This window comes from Asaia sp. Ae19-3 (genome assembly GCF_059801175.1).
In genome coordinates this window covers 3,182,835-3,198,048 of sequence record NZ_JBCHWF010000001.1, presented here as the reverse complement: position 1 = coordinate 3,198,048, position 15,214 = coordinate 3,182,835, and the positions used below count along the sequence as shown (strand labels likewise).

The window sequence follows — 15,214 nt, the reverse complement described above, 5'->3', positions numbered from 1 at the left end:
AAAGGAATCCCGAGCCATGACCCGTCCGCCGCCGCTCTCACGTCGCGCCTTCACCCGTTTCACCCTTGCTGCCTCGGCGGCAATGCTGGCTGGCACAGATCGTGCACGGGCGGCCGCCCCGTCAGGCGAACCGATCCGCATCGGCATCCTGCATTCGCTCTCGGGCACGCTCGCCATCAGCGAGGCGACACTCAAGGATGTCATGCTGATGCTGGTGGATATCCAGAACAGGAAAGGCGGTCTGCTAGGCCGCCCCATCGAGGCCGTGGTGGTCGATCCGGCCTCGAACTGGCCGCTTTTTGCCGAAAAGGCGCGACAGCTCCTGAGCGTTGACAAGGTCGCTTCGGTTTTCGGCTGCTGGACCAGCGTCTCGCGCAAATCGGTCCTGCCGGTTTTCGAAGAGCTGAACGGCATCCTGTTCTACCCCGTGCAGTATGAGGGGCAGGAATGCAGCCGCAATGTGTTCTATACGGGGGCGGCCCCCAACCAGCAGGCCATTCCCGCCGTCGATTATCTCATGAGCGAGGATGGCGGCGGCGCCAAGCGCTTTGCCCTCATCGGCACGGATTACGTCTATCCCCGCACGACCAACCAGATCCTGCAGGCCTATCTGAAATCCAAGGGCGTCGCTGATGCCGACATCATGATCAATTATACGCCTTTCGGTCAGTCCGACTGGCAGACCATCGTGTCGCAGGTGAAGGCGTTCGGCTCGGCAGGCAAGAAGACTGCCGTGATCTCGACCATCAATGGCGATGCGAACGTGCCGTTCTACAAGGAACTCGGCGCCCAAGGCATCACGGCCACCGATATTCCTGTCATGGCCTTCAGTGTCGGCGAAGAAGAGCTGGCGGGTATGGATGCCAAACCGCTCGTGGGCCAGCTCGCAGCATGGAATTACTTCGAAAGCATCGACACACCCGCAAACAAGAGCTTTATTGCCGACTGGCATAAATTCACGAAAAATCCCAAGCGCACCACCAATGACCCGATGGAGGCCCATTATATCGGCTTCAATCTCTGGGTTCAGGCAGTCGAAAAAGCCGGCACGACCGATCATGACAAGGTCATCGCGGCCATGGTGGGGCTGCGCCAGCCCAATCTCACCGGCGGCATTGCGCAGGTTCTGCCCAATCATCACATCACCAAGCCGGTCTATATCGGAGAGATCCAGGAAGACGGGCAGTTCAACGTTGTCTGGCAGACGCCGCATGAAGTACCGGGCCAGGCCTGGTCACCCTATGTGCCGGAAACCGCGCATCTGACCGGTGACTGGACCGCACCCGTCAATTGCGGAAATTACGACACCCAGAAGAAAGCCTGCCTCGGATCGCACCATGCGTAAGGCTCTCCTTGCTCTTGCCTTCTGCACGGCGCTGGCCTGTCAGCCTGCCTATGCGCAGGAAGCCCCTGCCCTGCCCCCGGCTGCGCCCTCCGTCGCAGCGCCCGTCCAGACACCGGCCGATGCCTATACAGACATGGCATCGACCCATTTCGACGCCATTATCCGTGGCGTCGAGAGACTGGGGCGCTCGGGCGAGGCGAGAGCCCTCGCGGCCCTTCAGGCTCTCGAGGCGCATAAGCTGCTCGCTGGCAATGATACGGTTTACATCCGCACGGATACTGGTCTTGTGGACGCGCGCACGGGTCAGAACGCCCCTGCCGATCTGACCGGTCTGCACCCGGTAAGGCTCAATAACCGCGTCCGGCAGACCCTTGCCTCGGCGCGTGCCGAACTGCTCCTCGCCCAAGGGACACAGGCCGAGCGACGCGATGCGCTTGCCCAGATCCAGGCCCATCCCGATGCCGCCATGCTGCCGGTTCTCGACAAGGCTCTGGCCGATCCCTCCAATAAAAGCCTGGCCGGCAGCCTGAACGCCGCCCGTGCTGCCATTCTCCTCAGCCCCGGTGCCCCGCCCGTTGCGCTCTCCGAACAGCTGGCGGCAGTGGCCGCCATCAAGGCGCAGGGAGGCCTGGCTGCCAAATCGCTGCTGTCTCGTGCCGCAACGCTCGTCCCCCTTGCCCCGCAGACACGCGAAGCCGCAGGCAAGGCCGTAGCGTCGATCGATTTCCGTCTCAAGCTCTGGGGCTACGGGCAGGATCTGTTTTATGGCGTCAGCCTGAGTTCGGTCCTGCTGCTTTCCGCCATGGGGCTTGCCATTACCTTCGGGGTGATGGGAGTCATCAACATGGCTCATGGCGAGCTGATGATGGTTGGAGCCTATACGACATTCATGGTCGAGCGTCTGGTCGCCGCCTATATACCGGCGCTGGCGCCTTTCAGCCTGATCCTGGCCCTGCCTGTCGCTTTTGTCGTCAGTGGCGGGCTTGGCATTCTGATCGAACGCAGCGTGATCCGCTTCCTGTATGGGCGTCCGCTTGAAACGCTGCTTGCAAGCTGGGGTGTCTCTCTCATCCTGCAACAGGCCATACGCTCGGTGTTCGGCCCGACCAATGTGGCGGTCACCACGCCGGGATGGCTGGGCGGATCGTTCGCGCTCGGCGGGCTTGAAATCACCACCGTACGTCTTGCAATCTTCCTTTTCGCCATTGCCGTCATGGCCGCTCTGACGCTCGTGCTCAAGCGCACGCCACTTGGGCTGCATATGCGTGCCGTCACCCAGAACCGCCGGATGGCAGCCCTCATGGGTATCCGTACCGCACGTGTCGACGCCCTGACCTTCGGGCTGGGGTCGGGCATTGCCGGGCTGGCCGGTGTGGCTGTCAGCCAGATCGATAATGTCAGCCCCAATCTCGGCCAGGGCTATATCATCGATAGTTTCCTCGTCGTCGTGTTCGGCGGGGTGGGCAATCTCTGGGGCAGTCTGGCGGCCGCTCTCGCTCTGGGCATCGGCGGCAAGGGTCTCGAGCCGCTTATCGGCGCCGTCTCGGGCAAGATCCTGCTGCTCGTTCTCGTCATCCTGTTTATTCAGCGTCATCCACGCGGCATGTTCCCGATGCGCGGTCGGGGGATCGAATCATGAGCACCGACTTCTCCTTTCGCAGCGCACGCTGGACGGCGCTTGCCGTCGTCGTGCTGGCGGTGGTTCTGGCCTTCGCCAGCCTCCTTCCCCAAAGCAGCGCGCTGAGTGTCTCGCCTTTCGTCGTGACGCTTTGCGGCAAATATCTCTCCTATGCGCTGCTCGCACTGGCGGTCGATCTGGTCTGGGGTTTTGCCGGTATTCTCACCCTTGGCCACGCCGCGTTCTTCGCTCTGGGCGCCTATGGCATGGGCATGTATCTGACGCGTGAAATCGGTGCGCGCGGTGTGTATGGCAATCCCGACCTGCCTGATTTCATGGTCTTCCTCTCATGGCATCGCCTGCCCTGGTACTGGTGGGGGTCAAACCATTTCGCCATCAGCCTCGCCCTCATGCTGGGCGTTCCGGCCGTGCTGGCAGGCCTGTTCGGCTGGCTGGCCTTTCGCTCGCGCGTTTCTGGCGTCTATCTTTCGATCATCACCCAGGCGCTCACCTATGCGCTCATGCTCGCCTTCTTCCAGAACGGCATGGGATTTGGCGGCAATAACGGTCTGACCGGCTTCAAAGATGTTCTGGGCTTTGACCTGACGGCACCCGGCACACGCGCCACGCTTCTCGCCTTGACCGGCCTCATTCTCGGGGCGGTGCTGATGGGGGCGCGCTTCCTGATGGGCGGCCGCTATGGCAGGCTGCTGGTCGCCGTGCGTGACACGGAATCCCGGACGCGTTTCCTGGCTTACCGCCCTGAACAGATCAAGCTGCTGGTCTGGGTCGTTTCGGCCCTGATCGCAGCCCTTGGTGGCGCCCTTTATGTGCTGCAGATCGGCATCGTCAATCCGGGCGAGTTTGCCCCAGCCAATTCGATTGAAGCCGTCATCTGGGTGGCAGTCGGCGGGCGTGGCACACTGACCGGCGCCGTGATCGGTGCAGTTCTCGTCAATCTGGGCAAGACGCTCTTCACCGCCATTCTGCCCGAATTCTGGCTCTACGGGCTGGGGGCGCTGTTTCTGGCCACCACGCTTTTCCTGCCGCATGGGGTGATGGGGCTGCTGCGCCACGTGCCGCGCAAGCGCGAAGAAGAAGTCATGCCTGAAATCACCAACCCCGAAGGATCAAACGCATGACGACCGACGCTCTTCTCGATCTGCGGGATGTTTCCGTCAGCTTCGACGGATTCAGGGCCATCAACAACCTGTCGCTCCGCCTCGCCCCGGGTGAGATGCGTGCCATCATCGGCCCCAACGGAGCAGGCAAGACCACGATGATGGACATCATCACGGGCAAGACACGCCCCGATACAGGAACGGTCTCGTTTCGCGGGCATGATCTGACACGGCTGGATGAACCCGCCATTGCGGAGCTTGGCATAGGGCGGAAATTCCAGAAGCCCACCGTCTTCGAGGCGCTGAGTGTCTGGGATAATCTCCTTCTGGCCCTCAAGGGGTTGCGTCGCCCGCACAAGCTGCTTTTTGCACGGCTCTCCTCATCGGAGGTGCAGCGCATCGAAGCCCTGCTCGCCACCATCCGCCTAGCCCCGGAAAGCACACGCCCGGCAGGCGGGCTCAGCCATGGGCAGAAGCAGTGGCTCGAAATCGGCATGTTGCTGGCACAGGAACCTGATCTGCTTCTGGTAGATGAGCCCGTTGCGGGGATGACCGATGCGGAAACTGCCGCCACCGCCGATCTCCTGCGCGACATCAACCGCTCGCGCAGCGTGGTGGTGGTCGAACATGACATGGATTTCGTGCGCGCCCTGGATGTGACCGTAACCGTGCTTCACGAGGGCACGGTTCTGGCAGAAGGCGATCTCGACACGGTCAGCGCCGATCCGCGCGTGATCGAAGTCTATCTCGGGCGCTAAGGAGGCTGCCATGCTCACTGTTGACCAGATCGAGATGCATTATGGCGCGGCCATTGCCCTGCGCGGTGTCTCGCTAGAAGCCCATCAGGGGTCCGTCACCTGCCTTCTGGGGCGTAATGGCGTGGGCAAGACCAGCACGCTGCGCGCCGTGACCGGCATGCATGCCGTCTCGTCAGGGCGCATCACCTGGGAGGGGGAAGATATCACAAACCTGCCTGCCTATGAGCGGGCGCGTCGTGGCATCGCCACCGTGCCGCAGGGGCGCGATATCTTCCCACTCATGACGGTGCGCGAAAATCTCGAAACCGGGCTGGCGCTTCTGCCGCGCGGGCAGAGACGCCTGCCTGACGAGATTTTTGACCTGTTTCCGGTGCTCGCGAAAATGATGGCGCGCCGGGGGGGCGATCTCTCGGGTGGCCAGCAGCAGCAGCTTGCCATTGCGCGCGCGCTCGTCATCAAACCCCGACTGCTGGTGCTGGACGAACCGACGGAGGGCATTCAGCCCAGCATCATCAAGGATATCGGGCGCGTCATCGACAGCCTGCGCCAGCGTGGTGACATGGCCATTCTTCTGGTCGAGCAGTATTTCGATTTCGCCTTCGAACTTGCCCAGCAGATCGTCGTGCTGGACCGTGGGCGTGTGGTCGTATCCGGAGCAGCCGAAACACTCGAGGCTGACGACGTACGCCGCTACGTGGCGATCTGACCCCACCTCTGCGTCCTGTCCCTTTGTCCCGTGCCCTTTGCTCTACGCAGAAATGCGTAGTCCGGTTCCGGCCGTTTTTGTCTAACCATCAAGGGCGAAAACGCGGTTGCGAACCGACACGGACGAAAGGGCAGGATCGTGCATCTGGCGCCATATGAAGTCGATAAACTCACTCTTGTTTCAACAGGTCTTCTGGCCCAGCGTCGTCTGGCGCGCGGGCTGAGGCTGAACTACCCCGAAGCCGTGGCGCTCATTTCGACCGTGCTGCTCGAACTGATCCGCGACGGGCGTCACTCGGTAGCCGAGCTCATGGCCATGGGCGGTACCATTCTCGGCAAGCGCGAGGTTCAGCCCGGCGTGGCCGATCTGGTGGCCCAGGTGCATATCGAGGGCACATTTCCCGATGGCACCAAGCTCGTTGCCGTGCAGTCGCCCATCACCCGTGCCGAGGGCGATCTTGCCCTGGCGCTGTTCGGCAGCTTTCTGCCCCTGCCCGATGCCGCCCTGTTCGGCCCCGGCGGCGAGGATGTGTCGGGCGCCATCGACGCCGATGAGGGCACGCTGACGCTCAATGAGGGCCGTCCGACCCTCGAAATCGACGTGACCAATACCGATCTGCGCCCCATCCAGATTGGCAGCCATTTCCATTTCGTCGAGGCCAATCCGAGGCTGAAATTCGACCGCGAGGCGGCTTATGGCAAGCGTCTGGATGTCCCGGCTGGAGCGGCCATCCGCTTTGAACCCGGCGAAACCAAGACTGTCACCCTGATCGATATTGCCGGCAATCGCGTCATTCGCGGCGGCAACAACCTTGCCGATGGTCAGGTGGGGGCGGCCAATCGGCGCAACACGCTCGATCGCGTGGGTGCCCGCGCCTTCGCCAACAAAGACTGAAACAGGGGAGCATCATCATGGCTTATCAGATTACGCGCGCCGATTACGCCTCCCTGTTCGGTCCCACGACCGGCGACCGGATCCGCTTGGGCGATACCTGCCTCTATGCCGAAATCGAAAAGGATTTCATCAGCTACGGCGATGAATGCATGTTCGGCGCGGGCAAGGTGATCCGCGATGGCATGGGGCAGATGACCGGCGTCGATTCCAGCCGCGCGCTCGACTGCGTCATCACCAATGTTGTGGTCATCGACTATACCGGTATCGTGAAGGCCGATGTCGGCATCAAGAACGGCAAGATCGCCGGGATTGGCAAGGCCGGTAACCCCGACGTCATGACCGGGGTGGACCCCGATTTGATCATCGGCGTGAATACCGAGGTGATCTCGGGCGAAGGCAAGATCCTGACCGCTGGCGGCGTGGATACGCATTTCCATTATATCTGCCCCGAGCAGCCTTTCACGGCGGCATCGAGCGGCATCACCACGCTGGTAGGCGGCGGCACGGGTCCGGCAACCGGCTCGCTTGCCACCACCTGCACGCCAAACCCCGCCTATCTCAAGCTCATGATGCAGGCGACGGACGATATTCCCGTCAATCTGGTGTTCACCGGGCGCGGCAACTCCTCCAAGCCTGACGGCATGAAAGAGCAGATCCTGGCCGGTGCTGGCGGTCTGAAGCTGCATGAAGACTGGGGCACCACCCCTGCCGCCATCGATACCTGCCTCTCCATGGCCGATGATTACGATGTGCAGGTCACGATCCATACCGACACGATCAATGAGAGCTGCACGGTAGAGGATTCGATCAAGGCTTTCGCTGGCCGCACCATTCACACCTACCACGCCGAAGGCGCTGGCGGCGGTCATGCCCCTGACCTGATGCGTGTCTGCGGCGAGCCGAATATCCTGACCAGCTCGACCAGCCCGACCAACCCCTATACAGTCAATACCGTGGCCGAGCATCTCGACATGCTCATGGTCTGCCATCACCTCGACAAGCATATCCCCGAAGACGTGGCCTTTGCCGCAAGCCGCATCCGCCCCAACACCATCGCGGCAGAAGGGGTGATGCACGATATCGGCGCGATCTCGATGATGACATCAGACAGCCAGGCCATGGGGCGCGCGGGCGAGGTCATCACGCGCACCTGGCAGATTGCCGACCAGATGAAGCGCCAGCGTGGCAAGCTGCCGGAAGATTCCGTTCGAAACGACAATTTCCGCATCAAGCGCTATGTCGCGAAATACACGATCAACGGAGCCATTGCTCACGGCATGGGTCATCTGATCGGCTCGATCGAAAAGGGCAAGATTGCCGATCTGGTGCTCTGGCAGCCTGCTTTCTTCGGCACACGGCCTGAACTCGTTCTGAAAAGCGGCTTCATTGCCTTTGCCCAGATCGGTGACGCCAATGCCTCCATCCCGACGCCGCAGCCCGTGCTGATGCGCCCGATGTTTGCGGCCAAGGCACGCGGCACGGCAGGCACCTCGATCCTGTTCGTCAGCGAGGCCTCTATCACGGAGCAGGGCGTGCTGTCTTACGGGCTGGGCAAGCGCATCGAAGCCGTGCGCAAATGCCGTGGCATCGGCAAGGCAGACATGAAGCTGAACGACGCGACACCGAAGGTAACGGTCGACCCGAAAACCTATGAGGTACGCATCGACGGCGAAGCCATCGGCATCGAACCCGCAGAAACCCTGCCCCTGACCCGCAAATTCAACCTGTTCTGACGCAAGAAGAGGCTGGCCAACAAGCCAGCCTCTTCGCTGCCTCGCCTCCGCCTGGGAGGCGAGGCGTTGCCCTCATTCCATCGCGACTGCGGCCTTCTCGTTATCCCGCCTGCTCCTTGAGGGCACGGGCGTAAAGAGCGCCAAGAGCCGCTGAGTCGAGGCGGGCTTCTATGCTGTCGGCGCGGCTTGTCAGCAGGACAGGCACGCTGGCCCCCAGCACAATACCGCCCGAACTTGCCTGGCCCAGGAAGCTGAGCGCCTTGACCACAATATTCCCGGCTTCAAGGTCCGGCACGACCAGTATCTGTGCCCGCCCCGCAACGGGCGAGGTCAGGTTCTTGATTTTCGCGGCGGTCGGATCGACCGCGCCATCGAGCGCCAGAGGGCCGTCAATCAACCCGCCGGTAATCTCGCCGCGTTCGGCCATCTTGCTCAGACAAGCCGCGTCGAGCGTTCCCTGAATTTTCGGATTGAGGGTTTCAACCGCCGAGAGGATGGCAACGCGCGGTGCGCCAAAGCCAAGCGCCTGGTGCAGATCGATGGCGTTCTGCACGATATGCTGCTTTGTCGTGAGATCGGGCGTGATGTTGATGGCGGCATCGGTAATGAAAACCGGCTCCGACCGTCTTGCCACCGCCATGACGAACACATGACTCATGCGACGCCCGGTGCGTAATCCGCTTTCCTGTGCTACCACACCATGCATGAGCGTGTCGGTATGAAGGCTGCCTTTGGCCAGACCATGCACCTCGCCACCATGCACAAGCTCGATACCCCGTTTGACAGCCAGAGCCGGCGTGGCGGCCTCGACAATGCGATGGCCTGCGAGCGAAAGCCCGGCCTCGTGCGCCGCAGTGCTGATAAGCGTCGAATCACCCACCAGTACCGGCACCAGAATGCCACGCTCTGCAGCCTGGAGCGCGCCTGCCAGGGCATGCGCCTCACAGGGCCAGATAATGGCATAAGGCACGGCACCAAGTGCGGCAGCGCGCGCAATCAGCCCGTCAAAAATGGTTCTGTTGGTAAACTGTGCCGCATCGGGTGCCACAGTGTTCATTGCTCGCTCTTTCCTGAAATGCGCCCGCCTGAAAACTCCCCTTTCCGCCCCTTTTCGGACGGGAGGGGAAAAAGCCCTCCTGGCGCGCCTTACTGCACGTCTTCCCAATGCGGGAGGAAACGCCTGCCATCGCGGGCCGCCATATCCTCATAAAGGCGATAGCGCTCCAGGGCTGACGCTTCGGCCTGATGCAGTAGATGCTCTGCCTGCTCGGGATTGGTGCGCGAGAGCGTTTTGTAACGCAGTTCGCGATAGGCATAATCCTTGAACGGGATACGCGGGCGCGTTGAATCCAGCTGGAACGGATTGAGGCCCTCCTTGCGCATGGCCGGATCGAAGCGGAAGAGCGGCCAGTACCCCGAAGCCACCGCACGAGCCTGCTGCTTCATGCCGTCGCGCATGTCGATGCCATGGGCGATGCACTGCGAATAGGCGATGATGAGCGATGGCCCGTCATGAGCCTCGGCTTCGCGCATGGCGATGAGTGCCTGTTCCGGGTCGGCGCCAAGGGCGATCTGCGCCACGTACACATTGCCGTAAGACACGGCCTGGAGCCCCAGATCCTTGCGTGGCACGCGCTTGCCTGCCGCCGCGAATTTGGCCGAGGCGCCGAGTGGCGTCGCCTTGGAGGACTGACCACCCGTATTGGAATAGACCTCGGTATCCAGCACCAGAATATTGACGTTGCGGTCCTGCGCCAGAACATGGTCGAGACCGCCATAGCCGATATCATAGGCCCAGCCGTCACCACCGATGATCCATACCGAGCGGCGCACGAGATGATCGGCAACCGAGAGCAGCATCTCGGCCTCGGGCTCAGTCGCGCCTGCCAGCGTCTTTTTCAGCGTGGACACGCGCTCGCGCTGGATGGCGAAATCCCACTCGCTTTCCTGCGGCGCATCAAGCAGGGCCTGAACCAGATCGGGGCCGATACGCTCTTTCATCTGCTCGGCGAGGCTGCGTGCAAGCTCCGTCTGCTTGTCGATGGCAAGACGAAAGCCGAGACCGAATTCGGCATTATCCTCGAAAAGGGAATTCGACCACGCCACACCACGCCCTTCGGCATTGGCCTTCCAGGGATGGGCCGGCGTATTGCCCGCGAAAATGGCCGAGCACCCTGTCGCATTGGCAATTTGCAGACGGTCACCGAAAAGCTGCGAGACGAGTTTGAGATAGGGCGTTTCACCGCATCCGCCGCAGGCCCCGCTGAACTCGAAGAGTGGCTCATAGAACTGCACACCCCTGATCGTGGTCGGGTTGACCTGGGTGCGATCCATCTCGGGCAGACTCTCGAAAAACCCGATATTCTCGCGCTCGCCCTGCAACAGGGGCAGCTTGTCGGCCATGTTGATGGCACGTTCCTGCGTCTGAGGGTCTATGGCCGGGCAGTTTTCGACACAGACGCCACAGCCTGTGCAGTCTTCGACGTAGAGCTGCAAGGTATAGCGGGAGTCGGGATAGCCCTTGGCGTTGATCGGCGCCGATTTGAACTGGGCTGGCGCCGTTTCCAGACGCGCAGTGTCATAGGTCTTGGCACGAATGACGCTATGCGGGCAGACAATGCTGCACTGACCGCACTGGATGCAGCTTGCCGGCTCCCAGACTGGTACTTCGAGCGCGATATTACGCTTTTCATAGCGTGTCGTGCCGCCGGGGAAAGTGCCATCGACAGGCATCGCGCTGACGGGAATCAACTCGCCGCGCCCGGCCATGATCTCAGCCGTCACACGCTGCACGAAACCGGGTGCTTCGGGGGGCACGATGGCTGGCATTTCCCGACTGCCTTCGGCACGTCCGGGCACCGTCACCTCATGCAACGCCGCCACAGCAGCATCGACCGCCTTGTGGTTCAGCTCGACGATCTTGCGCCCCTTGGCGCCATAGGATTTTTCGATATAGGCCTTGATCGACGCCACGGCCTGTTCGGCAGGCAGGATTGCCGCCAGATGGAAGAAGCAGGTCTGGAGGATCGTATTGGTTCTCTGGCCGAGACCGATCTCCTGCGCGACGCTGGACGCGTCGACCACATAGAAACGTAGCTTCTTGTCGATGATCTGATCCTGCACCTTGCGCGGCAGCTGGTCCCAGACCTCATCGGGCCCATAAGGGCTGTTCAGCAGGAAGATACCGCCCCTGTTTGCGGCACCGAGCAGATCACGCCGAAAAAGAAAGCCGAATTTGTGGCAGGCCACGAAATCGGCATGGCGGATCAGATAGGGCGCATTGATGGGGGCATTGCCAAAGCGCAGATGCGAGGCGGTTTCGGCACCGGATTTATGCGAGTCATAATCGAAATAGGCCTGGGCATAGCGCCCCTCTATCTCGCCAATGATCTCGACGCTGTTCTTGTTGGCGCCCACTGTCCCGTCAGCCCCAAGGCCGTAGAACAGGCAGCGTGTCGTACCTTCGGGCTCGATGTCGAAAGCCTCGTCATACTCAAGGCTCAGATGCGTCACATCGTCGATCAGCCCGATGGTGAAACTGTTTTTCGGCTCGGGGCGGGCGAGTTCATCGAAAACAGCCTTGGCCATGCCGGGATGGAAGTCACGGGAAGACAGACCGTATCGCCCGCCAATCACGCGGGGCATATGGGGAAATCTTCCGGTCGCCACGGCATCGGCGAGTACCGAGAGCACCTCGAGATGGAGGGGCTCCATCGGTGCGCCTGGCTCTTTCGTGCGATCCAGAACCGCTATGCGCTCCACGCTGCGCGGCAGGGCGGCGAGAAAGGCCTCGGCGTCAAAAGGACGATAGAGCAGGATCTGCAAGGCGCCGATCTTCTCATCCGGGTTTTGCGCGTTGAGCCAGTTTGCCGTTTCACGCACCACCTCGGCACCGGAACCCATGGCGATGACGACGCGCCTTGCGTCTTTCGGCCCGTCATAGCGAAACAGGCTGTAGTGACGCCCGGTCAGCGACGCAAACCGGTCCATCATTCCCTGCACGATTGCCGGTGTCTTCTGATAGAAGCTGTTTACCGCCTCGCGTGACTGAAAATAGGTGTCGGGGTTCTGCCACGTCCCCCGGATGAAAGGGTTATCCGGGCTCAGTGCGCGGGCGCGATGGGCGCGCACCAGATCCTCATTAATCATCGCCCTGATCTGGTCGTCAGGCACTAGGGCGAGCGAATTATATTCGTGCGACGTGCGAAAGCCGTCAGTGAAATGAATGAAAGGCACACGCGAGGCCAGGGTCGCCGCCTGGGCGATGATCGCCAGATCATGCCCTTCCTGCACCGATGCTGCGCCAAGCTGGGCAAACCCGGTCTGGCGCACCGCCATCAGATCCTGATGATCGCCGAAAATCGACGATGCCCCGGCGGCAAGGGCGCGCGCCGCCACATGCACCACCGTCGAGGAAAGCTCACCCGCAATCTTGTAGAGATTGGGGATCATGAGCAGAAGACCCTGAGAGGCCGTGAATGTCGTGGTCAGGGCGCCACTCTGCAACGCACCATGCACACAGCCTGCTGCGCCACCTTCGGCCTGCATTTCCTGCACGATGGGCACATTGCCCCACAGGTTTTTCACGCCCTCACAGGCCCAGCTATCGGCTGTCTCTGCCATGGGTGAAGAGGGGGTAATGGGATAGATCGCGCAGATCTCGTTCACGCGATACGCCACATGAACGACAGCAGCATTGCCATCGAGCGTGGTCATTCTGGCGCCCGAAGCGCCAGTTTCCGGAGCGGGCACGGCCTTGACGGTGCTTTCTGCATTCTTGCGGCTCATTTTCATGCCCTCTTTTGTCGCGCTCATGCCCGCACCACGAATTTTGTCGGAGAAACCAGCTCGCCGATCCCGTCAGACGCTGTCGCGCTGCCTTCGGCTTCGGGCGTCATGGCAATGGCATGGCAGGGGCATTGCGCGGCACAATCGCCACATCCCGTGCACAGATCCGCCGAAATCGCATAACCCTGCCCCTTGCCGAGCCGGGTGATCGCCTGTTCGGAACAGGCGGCGTAGCAATTATCGCATTCATAGCAATTGCCGCAGGAGAGGCAGCGCCCCGCCTCACGTCGTGCTTCGTGCTCGGCCAGACCGGCGATGATCTCTTCAAACCCCGACCGTCGGGCTGGAGGAAGCTCCACAGCCTCTTCACGCCCGGCCTCGAGCAAGGTGGGCATGTTCAGCATGTCGAATGTCACGATATCGCGCGGCTTTTTCTCGGGCAGAGCCTCGCCTTTCAGAAAGGCATCAATGGCACGTGCCGCATGTTTGCCATGCCCCGTTGCGGTGGTCATGGTGCGCGCTCCCGGCACACAGTCGCCGCCTGCGAAAATACCGGCGTGCCCGGTCATGAAAGCGCGATCGACCTGCAGGACATCGCCCTTGCCGATGGCGATATCGGCAAATCCCGCGCAGAGAGAGAGATCGGCATGCTGACCAATGGCCAGAATGACCGAGTCAGCCGCAACGATCTCGGTTTCACCTGTCGGCGTGATACTGCCATCGGCACCAAGGGTGATCGTATCGATCTCGACACCTTCGGGGCCGAAATGCCTGACCACACTGCAATAGCGAATGGTCACGCCCTCTTCCTGCGCCGCCTCGATCTCTTCGGACAGGGCGCTCATATGGTCGCGGTCGCGTCGATAGACCATGAACACATTCTGCGCGCCCAGACGTCTTGCCGTGCGGGCAGCATCCATCGCAACGTTGCCGCCCCCGATCACAGCCACCACCTGCCCAAGGTCGGGCCGGGCGCCCTCGCGCACCTGATGCAGCAGATCGATGGCCTCCATCACGCGGCGTTTTCCATCGACCGGCAGCGCCATGGTGAGCGCACGCGCCGCCCCTACCGCGATAAACGCCGCATCGAACCCGGATTGCTCCATCACACTACGTATGTCTGTCACCGGCGCATTGCAGCGCAGCGAGACGCCCGGCATGGACAGAACACGGTCAATCTCTGCATCGAGCACCGAAAGCGGCAGTCGATAGGCCGGAATCCCATAGGCCAGCATCCCGCCAGCACGCGCCGAAGCCTCTCTTATCTCGACTTCATGACCAAGGCGGGAAAGGTGATAGGCACAGGCCAGACCTGCCGGGCCAGACCCCACCACGAGTACCTTCCTGCCCGAAGCGGGAGCAGTCTCGACCACCCAGCCCGACTCCATTGCGCGATCGCCCAGGAAACGCTCGACCTCATGAATGGCCACGGGGGCATCCATATCCGCGCGATTACAGCCACCTTCACAGGGATGATAGCAGGCACGACCGTGAATAGCGGGCAATGCGTTTTCCTGCGTCAGCAGACGCCACGCCGCCTCGTATTCTCCCTTTTCAGCCAGAGACAGCCAGCCCTGGATGTTCTCCCCCGCGGGACAAGCATGATTGCAAGGAGGAAGATAGGAGACATAGTCGGGGCGCCGTGAGCGCAGGCTACCCACTCCGACGCGCGTTCTGACATGAAGAGCCCTGTTGAGTTCGCGCAGCTTCAGCGGCATCGGAAAGATCCATTCCCTCTTTCAATCCCGACTCAAGTTGATAACAATTATCAACCAAATCTGGACTTCGCGACCATAAGAAAGGTCGCGTTCCTGATAACCCCATAGTGGGCGCCCAGAATTTTCCGATCATTGATGCAAATCAACATTGTTGTTTTTATCATCAGGCTGAGGAAATATTACCTTACCGCTCTATTTATTTTACAAAGATTTGAGACAATAAATTTTTACTAGCAGTAATGGATATTATGATATTTCTCATTTGCAAACAATAAAATATAATTATGAAAAATCATAAAAAATACTTTTTATAAGCAATGATAAAATTTATCGTAGATTAAATAACGATATAACTATAAGTATTTCATCTTGATTTATGATTTTTCTTATAAAAATTTCTCATATCCCCTCAATGGGCTGCTTTTTTTACCTGATATTGCCCCGATGTCAGCGAAAGGAAACGTACAGACGCATATGATCTGGCCTCCTTCCAGAATACCGGTCGCATGATACCGCGCACAGACAGGATGCAT

General features: G+C 60.7%; 10 protein-coding genes. 7 read left to right on the top strand and 3 right to left on the bottom strand.

What is annotated here, in order from left to right:
* Nucleotides 1-16: 16 nt before the first annotated feature.
* The 7 genes from urtA (at nt 17) to ureC (ending at nt 8,175) form a co-directional block, all read left to right on the top strand.
* Nucleotides 17-1,345, top strand: a complete 1,329-nt coding sequence (gene urtA / locus AAID99_RS14090; RefSeq protein WP_188426800.1) for an urea ABC transporter substrate-binding protein — start codon at nt 17-19, stop codon at nt 1,343-1,345.
* Nucleotides 1,338-2,984 carry an urea ABC transporter permease subunit UrtB gene (gene urtB, locus AAID99_RS14085; RefSeq protein ID WP_498494198.1) on the top strand — a complete coding sequence of 549 codons (1,647 nt, stop codon included), beginning with the start codon at nt 1,338-1,340 and terminating at the stop codon, nt 2,982-2,984. Before urtA ends, urtB begins: the two co-directional genes overlap by 8 nt.
* Nucleotides 2,981-4,105 carry an urea ABC transporter permease subunit UrtC gene (gene urtC, locus AAID99_RS14080; protein ID WP_498494197.1) on the top strand — a complete coding sequence of 375 codons (1,125 nt, stop codon included), beginning with the start codon at nt 2,981-2,983 and terminating at the stop codon, nt 4,103-4,105. Before urtB ends, urtC begins: the two co-directional genes overlap by 4 nt.
* Entirely contained in the window at nt 4,102-4,842 is a 741-nt protein-coding gene (gene urtD / locus AAID99_RS14075) for an urea ABC transporter ATP-binding protein UrtD (protein WP_188426797.1), read from the top strand. The genes urtC and urtD overlap by 4 nt, the downstream gene beginning before the upstream one ends.
* 10 nt (nt 4,843-4,852) lie before the next feature.
* Entirely contained in the window at nt 4,853-5,548 is a 696-nt protein-coding gene (urtE, locus tag AAID99_RS14070) for an urea ABC transporter ATP-binding subunit UrtE (protein WP_188426796.1), read from the top strand.
* Nucleotides 5,549-5,686: 138 nt separating this feature from the next.
* Nucleotides 5,687-6,442 carry an urease subunit beta gene (gene ureB, locus AAID99_RS14065; RefSeq protein ID WP_498494196.1) on the top strand — a complete coding sequence of 252 codons (756 nt, stop codon included), beginning with the start codon at nt 5,687-5,689 and terminating at the stop codon, nt 6,440-6,442.
* A gap of 17 nt (nt 6,443-6,459) precedes the next feature.
* Nucleotides 6,460-8,175 carry an urease subunit alpha gene (ureC, locus tag AAID99_RS14060; protein WP_267310232.1) on the top strand — a complete coding sequence of 572 codons (1,716 nt, stop codon included), beginning with the start codon at nt 6,460-6,462 and terminating at the stop codon, nt 8,173-8,175.
* Between the two features lie 100 nt (nt 8,176-8,275).
* Here ureC and AAID99_RS14055 read toward each other — a convergent pair whose 3' ends face one another.
* The 3 genes from AAID99_RS14055 to AAID99_RS14045 all read right to left on the bottom strand — a co-directional run bounded on the left by AAID99_RS14055 (nt 8,276) and on the right by AAID99_RS14045 (nt 14,681).
* Nucleotides 8,276-9,232, bottom strand: a complete 957-nt coding sequence (locus tag AAID99_RS14055) for a bifunctional enoyl-CoA hydratase/phosphate acetyltransferase (protein WP_188426793.1) — start codon at nt 9,230-9,232, stop codon at nt 8,276-8,278.
* Nucleotides 9,233-9,321: 89 nt separating this feature from the next.
* Nucleotides 9,322-12,891 carry a pyruvate:ferredoxin (flavodoxin) oxidoreductase gene (nifJ, locus tag AAID99_RS14050; protein ID WP_498494307.1) on the bottom strand — a complete coding sequence of 1,190 codons (3,570 nt, stop codon included), beginning with the start codon at nt 12,889-12,891 and terminating at the stop codon, nt 9,322-9,324.
* 95 nt (nt 12,892-12,986) lie between these two features.
* Nucleotides 12,987-14,681 (bottom strand): NAD(P)-binding protein, encoded by a 1,695-nt coding sequence (locus AAID99_RS14045; protein ID WP_498494195.1) that lies wholly within the window; start codon nt 14,679-14,681, stop codon nt 12,987-12,989.
* Nucleotides 14,682-15,214: the final 533 nt, after the last annotated feature.

Excerpts from the sequence above, each read along its gene's own strand:
- urtA (WP_188426800.1), top strand. The coding sequence starts at position 17 with ATGACCCGTCCGCCGCCGCTCTCACGTCGCGCCTTCACCCGTTTCACC.
- urtE (WP_188426796.1), top strand. The coding sequence starts at position 4,853 with ATGCTCACTGTTGACCAGATCGAGATGCATTATGGCGCGGCCATTGCC.
- urtB (WP_498494198.1), top strand. The coding sequence starts at position 1,338 with ATGCGTAAGGCTCTCCTTGCTCTTGCCTTCTGCACGGCGCTGGCCTGT.
- ureC (WP_267310232.1), top strand. The coding sequence starts at position 6,460 with ATGGCTTATCAGATTACGCGCGCCGATTACGCCTCCCTGTTCGGTCCC.
- AAID99_RS14055 (WP_188426793.1), bottom strand. The coding sequence starts at position 9,232 with ATGAACACTGTGGCACCCGATGCGGCACAGTTTACCAACAGAACCATT.
- nifJ (WP_498494307.1), bottom strand. The coding sequence starts at position 12,891 with ATGACCACGCTCGATGGCAATGCTGCTGTCGTTCATGTGGCGTATCGC.
- urtD (WP_188426797.1), top strand. The coding sequence starts at position 4,102 with ATGACGACCGACGCTCTTCTCGATCTGCGGGATGTTTCCGTCAGCTTC.
- urtC (WP_498494197.1), top strand. The coding sequence starts at position 2,981 with ATGAGCACCGACTTCTCCTTTCGCAGCGCACGCTGGACGGCGCTTGCC.
- AAID99_RS14045 (WP_498494195.1), bottom strand. The coding sequence starts at position 14,681 with ATGCCGCTGAAGCTGCGCGAACTCAACAGGGCTCTTCATGTCAGAACG.